This is a genomic window from Salinispira pacifica (assembly GCF_000507245.1).
Taxonomy (GTDB): domain Bacteria; phylum Spirochaetota; class Spirochaetia; order DSM-27196; family Salinispiraceae; genus Salinispira; species Salinispira pacifica.
The window spans coordinates 989,960-1,007,853 of sequence record NC_023035.1; the positions used below are offsets into that span (position 1 = coordinate 989,960).

18 protein-coding genes are annotated in these 17,894 nt (G+C 55.7%); 8 read left to right on the forward strand and 10 right to left on the reverse strand.

Features of this window, described 5'->3' with window-relative positions; all coding sequences use genetic code 11:
- Window positions 1-80 precede the first annotated feature (80 nt).
- Both L21SP2_RS04360 and L21SP2_RS16840 read left to right on the forward strand, forming a co-directional pair.
- A complete protein-coding gene (locus L21SP2_RS04360; RefSeq protein WP_024267289.1) occupies window positions 81-623 on the forward strand; it encodes a TIGR03546 family protein in 543 nt (180 codons plus the stop codon).
- Window positions 611-2,911 (forward strand): hypothetical protein, encoded by a 2,301-nt coding sequence (locus tag L21SP2_RS16840; RefSeq protein WP_024267290.1) that lies wholly within the window; start codon window positions 611-613, stop codon window positions 2,909-2,911. Before L21SP2_RS04360 ends, L21SP2_RS16840 begins: the two co-directional genes overlap by 13 nt.
- Before the next feature lie 16 nt (window positions 2,912-2,927).
- On the opposite strand, the gene L21SP2_RS04370 is transcribed toward L21SP2_RS16840, so the two are convergent.
- From L21SP2_RS04370 to L21SP2_RS04390, 5 genes are all read right to left on the reverse strand, one after another.
- Window positions 2,928-3,797: a sulfurtransferase gene (locus L21SP2_RS04370; protein ID WP_024267291.1), complete on the reverse strand. Its 870-nt coding sequence runs from the start codon at window positions 3,795-3,797 to the stop codon at window positions 2,928-2,930.
- A 64-nt stretch (window positions 3,798-3,861) separates the two neighbouring features.
- Window positions 3,862-4,110, reverse strand: a complete 249-nt coding sequence (locus L21SP2_RS04375) for a sulfurtransferase TusA family protein (RefSeq protein WP_024267292.1) — start codon at window positions 4,108-4,110, stop codon at window positions 3,862-3,864.
- A 106-nt stretch (window positions 4,111-4,216) separates the two neighbouring features.
- Window positions 4,217-5,134, reverse strand: coding sequence for a sulfurtransferase (locus L21SP2_RS04380; protein ID WP_024267293.1), 918 nt, complete (start codon window positions 5,132-5,134; stop codon window positions 4,217-4,219).
- A 37-nt stretch (window positions 5,135-5,171) separates the two neighbouring features.
- Window positions 5,172-6,221: a YeeE/YedE family protein gene (locus L21SP2_RS04385; protein WP_024267294.1), complete on the reverse strand. Its 1,050-nt coding sequence runs from the start codon at window positions 6,219-6,221 to the stop codon at window positions 5,172-5,174.
- 55 nt (window positions 6,222-6,276) lie between these two features.
- Window positions 6,277-7,407 carry a YncE family protein gene (locus tag L21SP2_RS04390; RefSeq protein ID WP_024267295.1) on the reverse strand — a complete coding sequence of 377 codons (1,131 nt, stop codon included), beginning with the start codon at window positions 7,405-7,407 and terminating at the stop codon, window positions 6,277-6,279.
- Between the two features lie 280 nt (window positions 7,408-7,687).
- Here L21SP2_RS04390 and L21SP2_RS04400 point away from each other — a divergent pair, with 280 nt between their 5' ends.
- The 5 genes from L21SP2_RS04400 to L21SP2_RS04420 are packed head-to-tail and all read left to right on the forward strand — an operon-like array spanning window position 7,688 to window position 12,088.
- Window positions 7,688-8,242 (forward strand): GtrA family protein, encoded by a 555-nt coding sequence (locus tag L21SP2_RS04400; RefSeq protein ID WP_024267296.1) that lies wholly within the window; start codon window positions 7,688-7,690, stop codon window positions 8,240-8,242.
- A gap of 46 nt (window positions 8,243-8,288) precedes the next feature.
- On the forward strand, window positions 8,289-9,647 hold the full coding sequence (locus L21SP2_RS04405; protein WP_024267297.1) for a bifunctional phosphopantothenoylcysteine decarboxylase/phosphopantothenate synthase: 1,359 nt from the start codon (window positions 8,289-8,291) through the stop codon (window positions 9,645-9,647).
- Complete coding sequence (locus L21SP2_RS04410) at window positions 9,644-10,552, forward strand: 1-acyl-sn-glycerol-3-phosphate acyltransferase (RefSeq protein WP_024267298.1); 909 nt, start codon at window positions 9,644-9,646, stop codon at window positions 10,550-10,552. Before L21SP2_RS04405 ends, L21SP2_RS04410 begins: the two co-directional genes overlap by 4 nt.
- Window positions 10,549-11,559 carry an ATP-grasp domain-containing protein gene (locus L21SP2_RS04415; protein WP_024267299.1) on the forward strand — a complete coding sequence of 337 codons (1,011 nt, stop codon included), beginning with the start codon at window positions 10,549-10,551 and terminating at the stop codon, window positions 11,557-11,559. Before L21SP2_RS04410 ends, L21SP2_RS04415 begins: the two co-directional genes overlap by 4 nt.
- Window positions 11,560-11,608: 49 nt before the next feature.
- On the forward strand, window positions 11,609-12,088 hold the full coding sequence (locus L21SP2_RS04420) for a YHS domain-containing (seleno)protein (protein WP_053335578.1): 480 nt from the start codon (window positions 11,609-11,611) through the stop codon (window positions 12,086-12,088).
- On the opposite strand, the gene L21SP2_RS16845 is transcribed toward L21SP2_RS04420, so the two are convergent.
- The 3 genes from L21SP2_RS16845 to L21SP2_RS16850 all read right to left on the reverse strand — a co-directional run bounded on the left by L21SP2_RS16845 (window position 12,030) and on the right by L21SP2_RS16850 (window position 14,333).
- Window positions 12,030-12,782 carry an NRDE family protein gene (locus L21SP2_RS16845; RefSeq protein ID WP_169730421.1) on the reverse strand — a complete coding sequence of 251 codons (753 nt, stop codon included), beginning with the start codon at window positions 12,780-12,782 and terminating at the stop codon, window positions 12,030-12,032. The genes L21SP2_RS04420 and L21SP2_RS16845 overlap by 59 nt on opposite strands.
- An 84-nt stretch (window positions 12,783-12,866) precedes the next feature.
- On the reverse strand, window positions 12,867-13,466 hold the full coding sequence (locus L21SP2_RS04430) for a hypothetical protein (protein WP_024267302.1): 600 nt from the start codon (window positions 13,464-13,466) through the stop codon (window positions 12,867-12,869).
- Window positions 13,467-13,496: 30 nt separating this feature from the next.
- The gene (locus L21SP2_RS16850; protein WP_169730422.1) at window positions 13,497-14,333 is read right to left on the reverse strand and encodes an alpha/beta fold hydrolase; all 837 of its coding nucleotides are present in this window, start codon (window positions 14,331-14,333) and stop codon (window positions 13,497-13,499) included.
- A gap of 271 nt (window positions 14,334-14,604) precedes the next feature.
- Here L21SP2_RS16850 and L21SP2_RS04440 point away from each other — a divergent pair, with 271 nt between their 5' ends.
- A complete protein-coding gene (locus tag L21SP2_RS04440; protein WP_024267304.1) occupies window positions 14,605-15,462 on the forward strand; it encodes a hypothetical protein in 858 nt (285 codons plus the stop codon).
- Here L21SP2_RS04440 and L21SP2_RS04445 read toward each other — a convergent pair.
- Together L21SP2_RS04445 and buk are read right to left on the reverse strand one after the other, a co-directional pair.
- Complete coding sequence (locus L21SP2_RS04445; RefSeq protein ID WP_024267305.1) at window positions 15,455-16,645, reverse strand: pyridoxal phosphate-dependent aminotransferase; 1,191 nt, start codon at window positions 16,643-16,645, stop codon at window positions 15,455-15,457. The two genes, L21SP2_RS04440 and L21SP2_RS04445, sit on opposite strands and share 8 nt — an antisense overlap.
- A 113-nt stretch (window positions 16,646-16,758) precedes the next feature.
- Entirely contained in the window at window positions 16,759-17,883 is a 1,125-nt protein-coding gene (buk, locus tag L21SP2_RS04450) for a butyrate kinase (protein WP_024267306.1), read from the reverse strand.
- Between the last annotated feature and the right edge of the window lie 11 nt (window positions 17,884-17,894).

Here is a 17,894-nt window from a genome sequence, read left to right on the forward strand (position 1 = left end):
TACCCGGAGTATCACGGAATTCCTGCCAAGGGGGCAGAGTCCCGGTATGAGCAGCCCCAAGTGGGGAACAGGATAACAGTATGCTGAAATCAATATCGCGGTTTTTCGCCGCCATCAACGGCTACCAGCGGCCAGGGGAGCTGGCTGCCGGAGCTGCCTGCGGGGTGATTCTGGGAGTGCTTCCCGGAGGAAACGCCAGCTGGTGGATTCTCTTTATTGTATTTGCATTGGTAAAAATCAATAAGGGTGCAATGATTCTGGTGATGCTACTTTTCATGTGGCTTGCAAGCAGTCTGGATCCCCTGCTTCACAGTCTGGGATATGGAATTCTCACCGCTCCGGCCCTGAATCCTCTTTTCACCCGAATGGCGTCACTTCCTCTGGTTCCATTGACCCGCTTCAATAACACTCTGGTAATGGGAGGTCTGGCCGCTGCCCTGCCTCTGTGGCTGATCAGTTACGCTGTGTTCCGTCTGCTGGTGAAATTCTACCGAAGCTACATCCGGGACACTATTATTCGTCCCCGACTTCTCCCCTGGATTAAACGGGTACCGATTCTCCGGCATATGTACCGGGCATTGGAGATTCTCTTCGGCGCAGGGGAGGGTGTATGGCGGTCATGAAAAAGAAGTACACGCCTCGGAAATTCGAAAAGATGCTCAGGAATCTCCACAGTCCCCGACACGTTGAAGCCGTACGGAAGCTCTACCGTGAGGAGGGCAGGGGGTACGTTCTCAGGCAGGATCTGAATAAAGAAGAAAAGAAGCTTCTCAAAGAGGCCCGGGGTATTCTGAAGAAAAACCGGGGAACCATACGGCTGGCACGTGTGGTGCTACTTGGGATTATTTTGGGAGGCCTGATCGTATTTTTCACCGTCTTCCTCAACCCCCTGGTGACCCGGGGAATTCAGAGTGGAATGCAGGCAGTATTTTCCGCCAGAACCGAGATCTCGGGTCTGAATGTCCGACCGTTCCAGCCCTCCATCAGCATAGACTATCTTGCCCAGGGAGATTCATCCCGGCCCTTCCGGAATCTGTTTGAGGTGAGGGATGTGGAAATAGCCCTGAACGGCAGGGCTCTGCTTTCCCGCTCCCTGGTGATCGAAAACATCCAGTTCAGAGATTTGCGATGGGGTGGAGAGCGCACCCGGTCAGCCGCCCTTGACCCCGCCGGGGATGAGACTTCGGAGAACGGTTCCGCCGGGGAGAATACCCGGGGCGGAGATTCCGGTTCTCCCGAAGAGTCCGCTCCTGCGGGACAGCTCGGCGACGATCTGCTCCAGGCTCTCAGCCTGGATCCCGAGCAAGCCTTTCAGGAGTTTCAGGCCGGATTTGCCGCCCCCCGGGCCATTGAAGAGTTTTCTACGGACATGCAGGATCGGGTTGAAGCATGGGGCGGCCGGGCCAATGATATTGAGACGGAGGTTCGATCGTTTACCGGCCAGTACTCGGATCTTTTAGATACCCGGCCGGAGGATCTCAGGGAGCCGGAAAAGCTTCGCTCCCTGGCCGGCCGTGTGCAGGATGCGGTTCAGGATGCATCGGAGCTGGAGAGCAGTCTTCAATCCAGGGTTACCCAGCTGCAGGAGGAATACGCCGACACCCTGGCCAGGGCGGATGCACTGAGAGAACAGATCAATGCAGACATAGAATCGGTTCGGACAGAAATCGCCGACGTCCGGGATACCGGCGCAGCCGGCCTGGTCCGGGGATTTCTTCAATCCGGACTGGAGGCGCTGTTCGGTGAGAAGAGTGCAATAGTGTACCGGGGCCTGGATATCTACAGGAATTTCAAAGCAAATCAGGATGCTGCAGCGGCTCCGGGCCTGCCGGGCGGGAGGAGACGCCCTCCGTTCAGGGAGGGGGGCGTGGACATTCAGTTCGCCCGGTCAAGCTATCCGGCATTCTGGCTCAAACGGGCGGAAGGAGGGGCATCTCCGGAGAACGGTACACCCCAGCGACTGGAACTGCGGAATCTGAGCAGCCGGCCGGAAATCGGCGGCGGTTCAGAGGATGGCGGATTTCGGCTCACCTATGAGGGTAGTATCGGGGTGCCCATGAACCTTGAGGTGACAAGGGGTGCCAATGAACTGGAAGAGTTCCAGATTCGACTGAATGCCAGTGAACTGAACAGCCGGGTTGAACAGTTGCCGGATTTTTTCCGCATCAGCCATATACGCACCAGTGGAACCTTCCAGGGAAACGTGGTGCTGGCTTCCCAAGGCCGATTGAACCTGGATACCGAGTTCCGCTTTTCCCAGGTTGATGTGACCCCGGCTCAGCAGACGGAGAACGCAAATAATGAGTCACCCGGCTCGGAGCTGCTGAACTCCCTGCCCATACGAATTGCCCAAAGCCTGGAAGCCGCAGATGAGCTGAATATCGCATTCAAGGGAAGAAGGATGGAGGATGCCTGGGAAAGCACCAGTTTGGAGAGCAACATCCCGGGAATTCTCTCGGGGACCGTGGATGAAATTATCAGTCAGCAGCTGGAGCTTTTCAGGGAAGAACTGAACGCACGGATCGAATCATACAGACAGGAATTGGCAACCCGTCTTGAAAATATCTATGCCCCCGCAGGAGATATCATCCGGGAGGCCGAGCTGGATCTGGAAAATCTGGAAGATACCCGTGCAGAACTGCAGGACCTCCGGGAACAGGCTCTCAACAGGGTGGAAAACATAATCGCCGAACAGGCGGCGGCAGTTGAAGAGGCCGCCCGGGAAGCAGCCAGAGAGGCCGAAGAGACCGCCCGTAGACAGGCCGAGGAAGCCGAAGAAGCGGCCAGAGAAGCTGCCAAAGAAGCAGCCAGAGAAGCAGCCAGAGAAGCAGCCAGAGAAGCAGCCAGAGAGGCGGCCGAGCGGGCAGCCGAAGAAGCCGAATCCAGACTGCCCTCCCTGCCGGGGTTTTAATCCGGGACCGGATATATTAATCCGAGCCCGAACGAACGGCTGAGCTGACCGGGGTATCCGGGTGATTCCCCCATTCCAGCCACGACCCTGCATAATTTTTCACCTCAGAATATCCCAGATACCTGAGGGTGAAGTAGCTGTGTGAGGAGCGGGTTCCGCTTCGGCAGTATACAATTACGTTCTGACCGGGTGTAACGCCCCTGGATTCATAGAGCTTTCGCAGATCCTCTTTGGGTTTGAATCTGGGGGTGAGAATATCCTCAAGATGCTCCTGCCATTCAATATGAACCGCTCCGGGAATGTGGCCGTTTTTTTCGGCAGTCACCGTTTCGCCGCTGTATTCACCGGCGCTTCGGGCATCCACGATGGCGGTGTCGCCGGCATTCAGTACATTCAGGACATCCTCCAGCTCTGCAGTGGCCGTATTCTCTCCGGACCGGGTAAACAGGCCGTCCGGGTTTGCCGCCTCCGTTTCTGACGCTGCGGAGCCGTTTGTTACATTCTCATTACCGGTCTCTTCGGGAAGATTCTGCTGCCGCCAGGCCGGCCAGCCTCCGTCCAACAGGCTGATATTCTTCCGTCCCAGACTTTCAAGGATCCAGAACAGCTTGGCGGAGGGCACCAGCCCGCTTTCATCGTAGAGCAGAAGGCGGCGGCTGCTGTCGATTCCCGCATGACGGATTGTCCGGATCAGTTCTTCTTCCGGGAGCAGATCTCCCGCGGGAGACTCGGGATCCTGGAGTCCTGCTACGCTGATGCAGGCCGCACCGGGGATGTGTCCCCGGGAATACTGGTCTTTCCCGCGGCAATCAACCGGGAGGATTGCTCCTTCCCTGATCAGGCGCCTTGCTTCATCTGTGTGTATGAGCAGTTTGTTGATTTCCATGTATTGATCCTTTCCGGGGCGTGTTTCATCGGACTGCAATAATCTGCCGTTGTCCAGGGTTCTGCTATTCCGCCTTCTCTATGAGCACCTTCCAGTGCCCCCGGCCCAGTTTGTCCACACTGAGTACTTTATGTCCTTCCAGGTCCAGGCTGCGGGGTACGTTGGCCGCAGATTCGCTGTTTCCAAGGTGAACCTCAAGAATCTGCCCGTTTTCCAGTTCCTGAAGACCCTGCTGGGATTTTGCCAGGGTGAACGGACACACTTCGTCCCTGAGTTCCAGTGTTTTATTGCTTTGAATATCTGTCTTTGACATAATTTTCTCCCCGGCAGTCTTATTTTCCCGGCCCTGGCCTCCAGGCCGGGCCGGGAAAAAAGCTGCCTGCTGATCGGGTTGCTATGACCCTGCAGTTGGTGCTGCGTTATGATTCCACTGCTGTGTCGGGATGGTTGCCCCAGTCCGCCCAGGATCCGTCGTAGAGCCGGACATTCTGGTATCCCGCCACCCGCAGCGCCAGGTAGCTGTGAGCTCCCCGTACGCCGGTCTGGCAAAGAGTTACCGCCTCAACTTCTTCTGAGCTCAATGCCGTTTCATACAGGTTTTTCAGGGATTCAGAATCCAGGAATCCCCCTTCGCTGCTCTGGTTTGCCGTCCACTCCAGATGAACGGACCCGGGGATGTGGCCGCCTTTTTCCGCCCTCACGTCGCTGCCGCTGTACTCATCGGCGCTGCGGGTATCGATTACCACCAGGTTCTCATCATCCAGCCTGCTGCTGATGTACTCCCGGTCTGCAATCAGTTCGCTCTGAACGTCAGCGGTAAAATCACCGGTTTCCGGCAGCACTGCCTGGGTGGACAGTTCGAGGCCCGCTTCCTGCCAGGCTGCAAGACCGCCGTCCAGTACGTGCACATTTCCATGGCCCAGGTATTCCAGAGCCCAGAACACACGTGACGCCCACAAGCCGTGTCCGGCGTCATAAATCAGCACCGGCGTGTCATTCGATACTCCGATATCCCTGAAATTCCTGGCGACCTGTTCAGGATCAGGCAGCATTCCGGGAATGCCGTCCACCTCAGCCCACACCAGAGACCGGCCGGCCTGAACTGCTCCCGGGATGTGTCCTGCCCGGTAATCTTCGAGACTCCGGGCCGCATCGATAATGGTAATATCCCCGCTGAAATCTGCGACCCATTGGGGGCTCACAAGAATTTCATCTGAAGCCGTCCGCTCTGCTCCCGGGGAGGAGCATGCCACGGCGCTCAGTAAGAAAAATGCGGCAGCAGCGATCATTCCGGTTTTCCGGAAATTTCCCAAATGTAATGTGTGTACCTTCGCCATGATGTACCTCCTCCGGCGAATAAATATATTTTGCAGTCTATGCGACTGCCTGTGGCCCTTTAGCGGCCTTTTTCGATCCGTTGAAAACAAACCAGGTGGCAACCCAGCATCCTGCCATGATGCTCAGCACACCCAGGGCGGAGCCAATACTCAGGGCTGAAACACCGCTGATACCGTGACCGATATTGCAGCCGCCCCCCAGTGCTGCCCCGCTGCCCATGAGAAGACCTCCGGCACTCTGTCGCACCAGGGTTGATCCCGGGGGCAGGGAAAGCCGGGTCTCCCCCTCGATCCAGGCTGATATGTATGAGCCCAGGGGAACGCCCAGAAGAATATAGAGGGGCAATCCAACCCCCGAACCGTCACCGTCGGTGATGACATCCATGAACGCCCAGCTGGGCTGGGTGAACGAAAGACCGAAGTTTCTTCCCAAGGCTCCGGAAACCGCCCATACTGCCAGGGCAAGAACTCCCACCAGGATGCCGGTCTTTTTCCAGCCCCAGCCGATCACGAAATTCTGCCGCGGCGCCCGCAACAGCGGAATAATCAGGGCAGTGAGAAGAACTCCCACAACAAGCCATTGGGCGGCAGGAGTCTCGGCTCCCGCAAGATCAAAGAGGGTTGGAGCGCTGCCGTCGCCGCTGAGAGAACCCAGAATTCTGGGGCGGCGAAGCGCAGTCTGCAGCGGATTCAGTATTCCCCCGTTCATCATCTCCGTTCCCAGCAGAAAGAACAGCAAAGCCGCCCAGGAACCCAGCATGCCCCGTCCCGCCCGGTAATATGTTCCGCTGGCGCATCCGCCTGCCAGAACCATCCCTGCGCCGAATATCAGCCCGCCGATTATCAGAGCTGGCCAGAAGACCGGTGCCACCGAGGGGGTAACCACCCCGATCTGAGAAAGCAGGGTCACGCCGGGAATATTTATCAGCAGCACAATCAGCCAGCTTCTCAGCAGACTCCGGTCTTTCTCGAACAGAATGCTTCGGAAGGCGGTATTCATGCAGAACCCCCCTTTCTGAAGCACCCAGCCCAGGGCCGTTCCCAGTGTCAGCCCGGCAATAATGGTGATAAGCGTGTTCGATTCCATTGGTTCCTCCGTTTTCAGTTGTTCCGGTCCGGAATTCGTTCAAAAACCCGACGGGTTAAAAACATGCGAAGCTGCCGTCCCTGCGGATTACTGCGGTACGGAAGAGATCCCCGGCCGTATCAGAAACCGCAGCTGTATCAGAGGCTGCATCCGTATCAGAATCAAAAAGACGGATGAGCTCTCTGCCGCCGGAAATGCCGTACCATTGCCCGGAATCTCCGGGTATCAGCACGCCTGAAGCACCGCTGACCAGGCTCCGGGCAGTCCCAGGCAGTGCAATACGTGCCCCGGGCTGGGGGATTCCCTGTTCCTTCCATGCATCCGGATTTCTTCCGGCGGAATACACATCCACACCGGTTCGGTCAGCGGTTAATGCGTATATCCGGCCATTGTGCTCGATTATGTCCCCGGAATAGCCGGGTGAAGCCGGATCGGTCTTTTCTGTTGAGGTCCCGGACTGGTTTTCGGTATGTTCCAGGGACCTGGGATCCAAAACCCGCAATTCTCCCCGGGAAACGGCCAGCAAAACTTCACCCTTTGAAGCCTGAATAAGTCCCTCCACAGGTTCTCCATAGCGGGCAATCTCCTGAAGATTTGCGGTAAAAATGCTTCTGAGGCCGTTTTCCCCCCAGGTGTAGATCAGGCGTCCGCTGCCGCCCATCAGTCCCCTGTTGTGAATATCACCAGCAGGAGCATTCAGCGAAGGACGAATCTCAAGCATTTCGTGTTGATATTCCTGAACTGTGCTTCCCCGGGTTTCATCTTCAAAAAAAGCATAGAGTCTGCTGCCGTCGGAAGAAAAAACCAGTTCTTCAACCCCAGATGCAGAGATCTCATTGCGTCGTTGAAACTCAAAGGTTTCGGTGCTGAATACATCCAGGTAGGGGGCATCCTTGTATGCCACAAAAACAGATACTCCCCCCGGGGTGGGGCGCAACACCGACGGCCTGAATTCCAGCGTTCTGCTGGCCAGATGCCTGCCGTTCCCGCCGTCATAGAAGCTGAGTTTTTTCTCCTCTTCGGAAATGGCGGTTATGACATGAGTCTCGGCGGCGGATACAAATCCGGTCCCGCCGGGATGACGGGCAACCCCTGCAGCTGAAATGCTGAGAAGGATGGTGACTGCTGCTGCGATCACAGGTCCCAGGGGAAATGCGATGCCGTGCTTCCTGCTTTGTCCTGACATGAAAACCTCCGGGGAAGTCCCTCTGCGCTATGAATCCAATGAACCCGGCATTCAAGAACCAAAGTTGAAAAGGCTGATGCTCCGGGCTCCCGTTCTCTCAATTCACAATGCCTGCTTCAAACTTAACAATGTCAGTAAGTATACTAAACAAAGTAATAAGGTCAAGTATATTGAGAGGGGTTTTTCAATTTTTCGGGTTTATGAGGATGAAACGGTAAAAAATACTTGTAGATGCAACATTTTGCTTTCTCACAGAGCCGGTCAATAGTATATTTATGGCATGGATAAGCCCAGGTATCCCGACGAACCACAGCAGCCGGTTTCTCGTGCCACCGTACCGGTGCAGTTTATCAAATCCCTGTTCACCGCCTGGGCGGCGTTTTTCCTGGATTGGCTGGTTCTGGAGATACTTATTGATCTTACCGGGCTGGTTCCCAGCATTCTCAAACCCGCGAGCTACATTACCGCACTGATCTTCACCTTCCTGCTGTCAAAATACTGGATATTCAAACCCCGGGGACGGCATGCCACAGCCACCGAATCTCTTCTGTATGTCCTGGGAGCCGTGGTTTCTCTGGGGATTGCCGCAATGAGCATTCATACCCTCTCCGAACGCTATGCCGTTTTGGATTACCGCCTTGCCAACGCACTGGGTATGGCTCTGGTGTTTGTCTGGAATTTTTTCTACCGGAGAGTGGTGGTGTTTCCCGCCTCATCCGCCCCCTCATCCGCAGGTGCCCCGGCAGCAGGACCAGTAGCAGGACCAGTAACAGAAGCAGTAGGAGGACGAATAACAGGACGTGAAACAGCAGCGGGAGATACGGATTTGGTATGATACAATAATCCCCGGATGCAGATCATACAATACAGGGAGTTTCAGCATGAGAACCAGGCAAATCCTTTTAGGTGTTACCGGAAGCATTGCGGCATACAAGTCCGCCGAACTTGTACGATGTTTTATCAAGGCAGGTGCGGATGTGAAAGTTGTGATGACCCCTGCGGCCGGAGATTTTATCACCCCCCTTACTCTTTCCTCCCTCTCCAAAAACCCGGTGAGCAGCGCGTATTTTGATCCGGAAACCGGTGAATGGGACAGTCATGTTGAACTGGGCCTGTGGGCTGATGCAATGGTGATTGCACCGGCGTCGGCTAATACCCTTTCGTCCATGGCTGCAGGCGGCTGCGACAATCTCCTGCTGGCTGCCTATCTTTCCGCACGCTGTCCGGTGTATGCCGCTCCTGCAATGGATCTTGATATGTATGCCCACCCTGCAACCAGGCGCAGCCTTTCCATACTCCGGGAAGACGGGGTGCGGATTATCGAACCCGCCGAAGGCGAACTGGCCAGCGGACTCAGCGGTAAGGGCCGGATGGAGGAGCCTGAAACTATTGCCGCCCGGATCCTGGAAGACCTGGATAACGGCTCCCGCGCCGCCGATGCTGCCGGTTCAGCTCCCGGGGATCATGATCGTTCTGACCCGGGGCCGCCCCAGTTGTCGAAGTCCGCCTCCCTTAAGGGGCGAAAGGCCATGGTTACCGCCGGCCCCAGCTATGAGGACATAGACCCTGTCCGCTACATCGGCAACCGCTCCACGGGCAAAATGGGCTATGCAATCGCCGAAGCACTGGCATCTGCGGGCGCCGATGTGACCCTGATCAGCGGTCCCTCCCGCATGAGTACCGCCCATCCCGGGATCCGGCGGATCGATGTTCGTTCGGCACAGCAGATGTACGAGGCTGCACGGGATCACTTCCCCGATTCGGATATTGCCGTTCTGGCTGCTGCGGTGGCGGATTACCGCCCGGCCTTTCCCCACCGGCACAAGATGAAAAAGCAGTCCGGAGCCATGAGTCTGGAACTTGAGCGCACCGTGGATATTGCCGGCTCTCTGGCTGAAATCCGCAGGGATCATCAGTTCATTGTGGGGTTTGCTCTGGAAACCCGGGATGAAGAGGAAAATGCCCTCACCAAACTCCGGAAGAAGCGGTTTGATATGATTGTGCTCAACAGTCTCAACACCCCGGGGGCGGGGTTCGCCCACGATACCAATTCGGTAACCATCTATTTTTCCGACGGAAGCAGAGAGGAGGGGGCGCTGAAATCCAAAATACGGGTAGCCGAAGATATTGTCTGCCACATAGTCGAACGCCTCCCTTCCGTTTCTCACAGCGGTTCCGGTGTCGTACTCAAAAGCGGGCTGGACGGTTCTTCAGCGGATGAATCGGGAGGCAGGGCATGAGCGAACCATCCTTCTCCGGAAAGCCCGACGCAGAACACCCCCAGGTGCAAAGATCCGCCGGCAGCGGACCCAGGCCTCTGCACCAACTGTCCGGCATCGATATGCGCAGGATTATCGCGGGAAAAAATCCCTCCCTGGCTGCGAAAATCCCCGCCGTGCTGCTTCGCCGCCTTGAATCCCTGCTGCATGTCCGTGAGTTGAATGACGCCCTTGCCCGCTTCGGACATTTGCGGGGGGCGGATTTCATCAATGCCGCACTTGATTATTTTGAGGTGAAAATAACCATCCGCGGGGAAGAACATATTGCAGGCCTTACCCGTCCGGTACTGGTTGCCAACCATCCCCTGGGAGGCCTGGACGGGCTGGTTCTTCTTTCCGTACTCTCCCGGCATTACCCTGAAGTGAAGCTGATGGTGAATGATTTCCTTATGAATATTCCCAATCTCAGAGAGCTCTTCGTCCCGGTGAATAAACTCGGGGGAAACCGGCAGAACCAGCAGCTGTACCGGGACCTGTTTGCCTCCCAGGCAGCCCTGCTTCACTTCCCGGCCGGCCTGTGCAGCAGAAAAAAAGGCGGAAAACTCAGGGATCTTCCCTGGAACCGAAGTTATGTCCGTCTGGCCCGGGATACCGGTCGTCCTGTCGTTCCGGCGTTTTTCGCCGGCACCAACCGGAATCTCTTTTATAGAACGGCAAATCTGAGGCGATGGTTCGGTATCGGATTCAATATCGAAATGCTTCTGCTGGTGGATGAAATGTTCCGAAAGCGGGGCAGGGTACTGGAGACTCGAATCGGGAGAGGATATTCGGCGGACGAATTGAAAGAGGGGGATATTAATGAATGGAACCGGCGGATCCGCCGGGATCTGTATTCTCTTGATATTTCCGCCGGGAGAAGAATATGAGGCTTCCCAAGTTCCTGAAATGGGAATTCTGGCCCTTCCCCCTGGTGTATATCCCCGTGTACTTCAGCATTCTCTTTCACGGAATTGCCCGGGGAAAGCTGACCTATTTCCTGGCGGCCAACCCGGGAATGAAGTTCGGCGGATTTGTGGAGTATTCAAAATACGAATCCCTGAAAGTTCTTCCGCAACGGTATCTGCCGAAAACCCTGTTCTTTCCATCCCCTCCCGATATGGATGAACTCCTGGAAGCCATGGCCGATTCCCGGCTGGAATTTCCCGTAATTCTCAAACCGGATGTGGGAGAGAGAGGATACGGAGTGGAAAAAATCCGTGATACCGTGGAAGCCCGGAACTATCTGAATGTTGCCCGGCGGGCGCTTCTCCTGCAGGAATACATCCCGGATGAACTGGAATACGGGGTAATGCTCGTACAGGATCCCCGGAGCAGGGAATTGAGAATCACATCCATCGTACAGAAGCAGGGACTGGAGGTTACCGGCGACGGCACACGGAGTCTTGAAGAATTGGTGAAGGCCGACGACCGCTGCAGATATCATATCAGCATGCTGAAACGGCGCTATGCAGAGCGCTGGGAGCAGATTCTCCCGGCGGATGAGCGGTTCAGGCTTACAGAAATCGGCAATCACGCCCGGGGTGCCACCTTCCTGGATGCAAACCGGCTTATCTCACCATCCCTGGCGGAGACATTCGCACCCCTTGCGGCGGCAATGCCCGGGTTTTATCTGGGAAGGCTGGATATCAAGACAAAGAGCGAACATTCCCTGCTCCGGGGAGATTTCAAAGTGATTGAGGTGAACGGGGTTAACAGCGAGCCGGCTCATATCTACGACCCGAATTACGGCCTTCTCAGGGGCTGGAAGGATCTCCTGACACATTGGAAAGACGTGGCGATAATCTCAAAAGCCAATATGGAAGCCGGTCATTCTCCTGAATCTGCCCGCCGCCTGTTCAAGGAAATCCGAAGCCATTACTGGCAGAAAAAATGAAACCTCCGAAAGGAATACCTGAAAATTACATTCGGAAAAGGAGCCATATATGAAGACTCATATGAATTGGAAACGAATAGCAGCTTTGCTGCTTGTTTGCTGCATAGTCAGTATGAATACGGTGAATCTGTTTTCCCAGGGGGGGATGGTTTCAAGAGGCGAACCAGCCTTGAAAGGATACGATCCGGTTGCCTATTTCACCTTGGGAGAGGCCCGGGAGGGGGATCCTGAAATCACCCGCATGTATGACGGCAGGACCTACCGCTTCATTTCACAGGAGCATCGGCAGATGTTCATTGCCGATCCACAGGCGTATCTGCCGGAATACGATTCATACTGCGCCTATGCAGTGGCTGGCGGTTCCCTTGCTCCGGTGGATCCCGAGCAGTGGGTTATTCACCAGGGGCGCCTGTTTCTGAATTTCAACCGGAGAACACAGCGGAGATTTGTGAATGATCTGGAGGGCATGATCAATTCTGCGGATGAGAACTGGCCTGCACTGCAACCCCGTAGCTCAGAGGATCAGTAAACGGAGGATCCGGGTAATAGTGCAGCAGGGCTTCATTCTGATCCAGGCAAATTTCGGAAATTGATACGGTGTGAGCGTCGCTTCTGCTCATGCAGATGGCTTCATCCGGCCGGCGGGAGGATGTACGCCGATGAAAGTCTGCAAACTTTTTCGGATCCCACTGAGGTCCGGCGCCGCCGGCTTCACCCAGGAAGCGTTGAAACTGCTCTTTCCGCTGCGCTGTAATCCGGCCATGCTCAATTCCGCTGCTGGAGATAATTCCCGGCCTGTCACCAGGTACATCAAGTGTTGTGATCATGCTTCCGTCCCACTCCCATGCCCGGGTCAGCCGCTGTCCAAGCAGAACCAGAAAAAACGGGGCATACTCGTGGTTCCGGATTTGCCGTTCAATATCCGGGTGGAGGGGCGGCCGGCCTGATTCCAGCAGGTCCCGAATGAGCAGACCCCGGGACCGCATCCCCGGATCTCTGATGATTTGGTCCCCGGGGTAATTGTTGATTAATGCAAGAAAAAAGCCGTTGCTGTGCACTCCCATCCAGCTTCCGCCGCTGTCGGGGTCCACGGGCATGAGGTAATCACCGCCCCTGCCGTTGAACAGCCTCGGCGGTTCGGCCCGCCCTCTGGTCCTTTGTTCGTCCCTGTTGAAGAAGATCCATCGGGGTGTTCCGCCTGCTGTTTCTGGAAAAAACGTCATGGTACACATGCATTGCTCCGGGTAGTTGAGGTTTTTATCGGGCCGGGAATGGAATTTCCGGAACCGTGTTCATGGAGTTGATATTTATCTCCTGCCCAAAAATGCCAGGGTGGAGGGGGCTATGCCGAACTCCGGCGGCACGGGAATATTTCTGGAATTGAGAACCATGGAAATAATGGCATAGTGGTGCAGACTGTGTTCAAGAACAAATTTCAGCTCTCTCTCCAGAGAACTTTCCATACGATGCATGCTTTCAGAACCGTTTCCTATTGCTATAACGATCGACTGTTCCCGGGAACCCCCGGGGTTGCGCCATTCATTCAGCATGGATTCTATGTCACCCAGAAGCTTGAGAGCGGACTCGGGCCTGTTCTCCACATCCGGATCCCGAATGCGCGTATCGTAATTCAGCACACCCTCGGTGTGTTCACACAGATTCTGATAAAAATTCAGCACATGGCGAAAATGCTTTCCCACGGTTCCGGCGGCACGGGTTCCCTCCAGCGGGCGGGAGTACTCCCCTGCGCTGAGGGAGGCAATCACTTCTCTTCCCTGTTTCAACAACCCCAGATTTTCGTCGATCAGGAAGGTCCGAAGCTCCCCGGCCTCCTGCCCGGCGGAACCTGAGACGCTGTCTGCCCGCCGGGTTTGATGGGTGTTTGTACTCCTGTTTATATCTGACATTTTACCCTCCGCGAATTTGATTTCCGGACGTCAGTATTTCATTATACTCCGGATCTGCTTCCGCTGTATTTCTTCAATTAATTCTATCATCCGGGATTTCTCCGACCAAAGGATGAAATGATTTTCACCTATAAGTGTGTGAAGCGTTGCTCTTCCCCGGGGGATCATGCTCATGGCATACAGGGAGTTTTCATAAGGTACAAGACGGTCCCGGGTGCCGTGAACCAGCACAGCCCTGCCTTTCATCGAATCCCATAACGGTTGGAACTTCCTCAGTTCTTCCTGGTATGCCAGTTTCTCTGCATTTGCCGACTTCCAGGCTCCGGAAAGCATCCAGTTGAAAGGCAGCCAGGAAGCGGGACGGTTAAAGAAGAACAGTTTCTGATCCTCCGGGGATAGGGCCCCTGCGATTATCAGACCGCCGGCAACATCTCCGCCGTAATCCAGAAGCATCCGCATGGCCACCGACCCGCCGAAGGAATGCCCCACCACAAGGGCACCCGGCTCCACAAGGTCTCGGGCAACCCGGGCCTGTGCTTCAAGATCCACAACCGGCTCTCCGTATGCGGAAAACCCGTAGCCCGGCCGGTCATAGGCAACAAGCCGGTATTCTTCCCATAATCCGCTTTCGGTGAAATAGGGCAGGCTGTCATCCAGGGATCCCGGAGCGCCGTGAATGAACAAAATCTGAGGTGCTCCGGGGACTGCACCGGTACTCCGGAGAACCCGCACAGCCTGACCCCCTGCTTCCTCCATACCCAGGGTGAACGGCACCTGGGACCGGGTAAGCCGGGATTCAAGCTTTCTGTCGCTCATCCGGAACGTACCGCAGCCCATGCTCAATAGTAGCAACAGCACTACCGCCACAAAAAGAATCCTGGACACCGCCGCCCGGGGGAAAGAAGGGTTGGATGTATATACAAGGGTTGCCATGGTTCAAATATATGGGTTTTTATAATCAGATCAAGGCATTTTTGGAATGCCCCAAAGAATGTGGAATAAGCCGGAGAGCGCACATCATGGATTGCCTGCCGGTGAGAGTCGTCCATGTGCATTGCACGGCAGTTCACCTCTATTCCGTATATTGAAAAACCCCCAGCCTCCTGCTACTATTTGAATATACATTAGGGGGCTTTCTGTGAAACGTTTTCCGTATTTTCTTGCCGTACTCACCGTGATTTTTTCCGGGCTGCTCATCTCATCCTGCGACGTCTTGGGGTTTACCCAGGTTCCCCTTGTCCCCCTTGGGGCCGAAGGCCGGGTACTCAGCGAAGTGGTGTACTACGGAAGTTATGAAGAAACGGTATTTTCCCCCGACGGGACATATGTGGAAAAATATTATGACTATGAGGATGAAGCCTCGGATCTGGACGGAGACCTGGAGACCGGCGAGGGGAGAGTTTTGGTTGAAACCTACTCCGGAACCTACGCATTTAACCGGGAAAACCGCACATTAGGCCTCTCGTTGGCAGAATACAGTGCCGCACCCTTTGAAACCAGCATGGAGCTGGAAGTCACGGCCACCTTCAACGCACTCCCCGGAAAAGACGGCTTGTATCAGGTTTATCTGAAAAATGAAGATGGGGAATGGGTGTATTCAGAGGATATCCTGGACGGGGAATTCAGGGATGTTTTTGTTCAGACCTATACCATTGAAAACGGTGAGCGCATTACCCGCCTGGATTATTATGAAGATAACTACAGCGGGCCCGATGGTGAGCTTGAACCCTACGGGGAGCAGGAGACGGTCTACGGCATAACCCGGCAGTTTCCCGGGGGATTCCGCAGGGGCACTACCACCACCTTCTACACCGAAGTGACCGGCGACCGGGTGCGAATGTACGACTATTCCAGCGACAGCTGGGGTTCGTGGTCCGACATACTCACCCCCGGGCTGAACAGCTTTGTATTCACCCACGGCGGCGATTATATGTTCGCTGCCGACACCCACCTGATGGCCACCCGGGGCCTGGCCTCAGCCCGGACGCTCAGGTAGTCTCAAACGCCCGGCGGAATCCGGGCAGACTCCCCTGAATGATCCGTTCATCCACACAGTAGGAGATTCGGAAATAGCCGGGCATGGCGAAGCCGCTTCCCGGCACGGTAAGAATTTTCTCCTCCACCAGCCGTTCGCAGAATGCCATATCATCGTCCCCGCCGTATCCCCGGGGTACTTTGGGAAACATGTAGAAAGCTCCTTGAGGAAGTTCGAACTCATAGCCGATCTCCCTGAGCCCGTCGGCCAGCAGATCCCTCCGTCGGCGGTATCGTTCCACATCAACTGCACATCCGTCTATTTCTCCCACAATTCTCTGCATGAGTGCCGGGGCATTGGTGTAGCCCATGTTCAGGGTTGCTCCGGTCATTCCCGCAACGATTTTGTCCCGGTCCTCGGCCAGAGGATGCACGGCCGCCCAGCCGATCCTCTCCCCGGGAATGGAAAGGGACTTTGAGTAGGAATAGCAGATGATGCTGTGGGGGTAGGCCTGAAACACCGGAGGCACGGGTTCTTTCCGGTAGATGATTTCTCTGTAGGGCTCATCGCTTATGAGATATATTCGCCTGCCGTGGAGTCTGCTCAGGCGTTCCAGCAGTTGTCCAAGATCAGCCAGGCTTTTCTCCGGGTAGATGGTTCCGCTGGGATTGTTCGGCGAGTTGATAATTACCGCAGCAGTTGTTTCATCAATCATTTCCTCAAGAGCGTTCAGATCTATGGAGAAATCCGGCAGTCCGGGCACGATTTCCAGAACACCGCCGTGTACGCTCAGATAGTTGCGGTAGGCCACAAATGCCGGTGCAGGAACCAGTACCCGGTCGCCGGGGTTGACCAGGCAATGAAATGCCAGACTCAAGGCGCTTCCGGCTCCCACGGTCATAATTATACCGCCGGCGGAAATATCCACATCCTGCTCCCTCCGCACCCGTTGGGCGATTTTCTCCCGTACCTCGACCAGCCCGGCATTGTTCATGTAGGCGTGTTTTCCCGGAATGGATTCACCGAGAATTTTCTCAGCTGCGCGGTAAAACTCCGGCGGCGGGGAGAGATCCGGATTGCCGATGCTCAGATCAAACACATTGTCCGCACCGTAGCGTTCCTTCAGCTGCTGTCCCTGGTTGAACATCCTGCGGATCAACGAACCGCCGGATAGTAATTGATCTATTCTTCGCGCCACTGCCATGTATCATCCTTTCCCGGAGGGGCTTAACCGGGTGAAAATGGGCCCCGTCCAATTCAATTATCATAAATCCCTGAGTGCTCCGAATTCCGTAGCTGTGGCTAATCCGGGACCACTCAGTAATCAAGCAACACTTCTCCGTCGAACACATGCCTGGCCGCCGCCCGGGCCAGGGCAAGCAGTTCCATTTCTCCGGGATAAATACGAATCCCGGCGATCCAGGAGCAGTGCTCTGCAATCCAGTCAGAAAGGGGCGGCCTTGGAAGACCCCCGGTGAGAATGATGGCGTCAACCCGGCCCTTCAACACGGCGGCCATGGCCCCGATCTCCTTGGAAATCTGGTACGCCATTGCCCGGTACACACTCTGCGCATTTTCGTCACCGTCCTTTATGCGCCGGATTACCTCCCGGGCGTCATCGGTTCCAAGGTAGGCGTTCAGTCCGCCGGTTCTGGTGAGTGCCTTCTTCAGTTCTCCGGCAGAGCGGTACTCCCCGCTGAAGCAGATATCGATGAGACCGGTGAGGGGCAACGTTCCGCAGCGCTGCGGCGAAAAAGGACCGCCGTCCATGGCGTTGTTCACATCGATAATTCTGCCTCCGGTCATGGGGCCGATTGAGATCCCGCCTCCCAGATGGGCGATAATAAAGTTGAAATCTTCCATGACGCCGCCCATGTCCCGGGCCGCTTCTCTGGCCACAGAGCGCATGTTCAGGGCGTGGAGCTGACATTTCCGTTCAAGGCCCGGCCAGCCGGAATACCGTGCCGGGGGCTCAAACTGATCCACCCCCACCGGGTCCGCAATCAGCGAAGGAATTTTCCGCTGCTCAGCAATGCGCCGGGCCATGAGGGCTCCCAGGTTGGATGCATGATTGCCGTAGCGGGCACTGCTCAGATCCCTGATCATCCCATCGTTGATGCCGTAGCTCCCGGCTTCCAGGGGGCGGGTTAAACCGCCTCTGCCTGCAACCGCTCTGAGCCCGGAGCTGTCATGTTCTTCAAGGAACCGTTCCACCGCCTGCAGGCGGGGTTCAAGCTGGTCAATCGGCTCCATGCTGCTGATATTCCCGTTATGGTCCAGGGATGCCTGTGCCTCTTCTTCCAGTTCCCATTGGCTGCTTCCCCGGTATATTGCCGCCTTGGTGCTGGTGGAACCGGGATTGATAACCAGGAACCGGCTTGGCGAAGCATTGGTTTCACTCTTCATTTCCGCCTGCCTTTCTTCGTTGTTCTGTACTCTCATATTTATCTTCC

Excerpts from the sequence above, each read along its gene's own strand:
- L21SP2_RS04360 (WP_024267289.1), top strand. The coding sequence starts at position 81 with ATGCTGAAATCAATATCGCGGTTTTTCGCCGCCATCAACGGCTACCAG.
- L21SP2_RS16840 (WP_024267290.1), top strand. The coding sequence starts at position 611 with ATGGCGGTCATGAAAAAGAAGTACACGCCTCGGAAATTCGAAAAGATG.
- L21SP2_RS04370 (WP_024267291.1), bottom strand. The coding sequence starts at position 3,797 with ATGGAAATCAACAAACTGCTCATACACACAGATGAAGCAAGGCGCCTG.
- L21SP2_RS04375 (WP_024267292.1), bottom strand. The coding sequence starts at position 4,110 with ATGTCAAAGACAGATATTCAAAGCAATAAAACACTGGAACTCAGGGAC.
- L21SP2_RS04380 (WP_024267293.1), bottom strand. The coding sequence starts at position 5,134 with ATGGCGAAGGTACACACATTACATTTGGGAAATTTCCGGAAAACCGGA.
- L21SP2_RS04385 (WP_024267294.1), bottom strand. The coding sequence starts at position 6,221 with ATGGAATCGAACACGCTTATCACCATTATTGCCGGGCTGACACTGGGA.
- L21SP2_RS04390 (WP_024267295.1), bottom strand. The coding sequence starts at position 7,407 with ATGTCAGGACAAAGCAGGAAGCACGGCATCGCATTTCCCCTGGGACCT.
- L21SP2_RS04400 (WP_024267296.1), top strand. The coding sequence starts at position 7,688 with ATGGATAAGCCCAGGTATCCCGACGAACCACAGCAGCCGGTTTCTCGT.
- L21SP2_RS04405 (WP_024267297.1), top strand. The coding sequence starts at position 8,289 with ATGAGAACCAGGCAAATCCTTTTAGGTGTTACCGGAAGCATTGCGGCA.
- L21SP2_RS04410 (WP_024267298.1), top strand. The coding sequence starts at position 9,644 with ATGAGCGAACCATCCTTCTCCGGAAAGCCCGACGCAGAACACCCCCAG.
- L21SP2_RS04415 (WP_024267299.1), top strand. The coding sequence starts at position 10,549 with ATGAGGCTTCCCAAGTTCCTGAAATGGGAATTCTGGCCCTTCCCCCTG.
- L21SP2_RS04420 (WP_053335578.1), top strand. The coding sequence starts at position 11,609 with ATGAAGACTCATATGAATTGGAAACGAATAGCAGCTTTGCTGCTTGTT.
- L21SP2_RS16845 (WP_169730421.1), bottom strand. The coding sequence starts at position 12,782 with ATGACGTTTTTTCCAGAAACAGCAGGCGGAACACCCCGATGGATCTTC.
- L21SP2_RS04430 (WP_024267302.1), bottom strand. The coding sequence starts at position 13,466 with ATGTCAGATATAAACAGGAGTACAAACACCCATCAAACCCGGCGGGCA.
- L21SP2_RS04445 (WP_024267305.1), bottom strand. The coding sequence starts at position 16,645 with ATGGCAGTGGCGCGAAGAATAGATCAATTACTATCCGGCGGTTCGTTG.
- buk (WP_024267306.1), bottom strand. The coding sequence starts at position 17,883 with ATGAGAGTACAGAACAACGAAGAAAGGCAGGCGGAAATGAAGAGTGAA.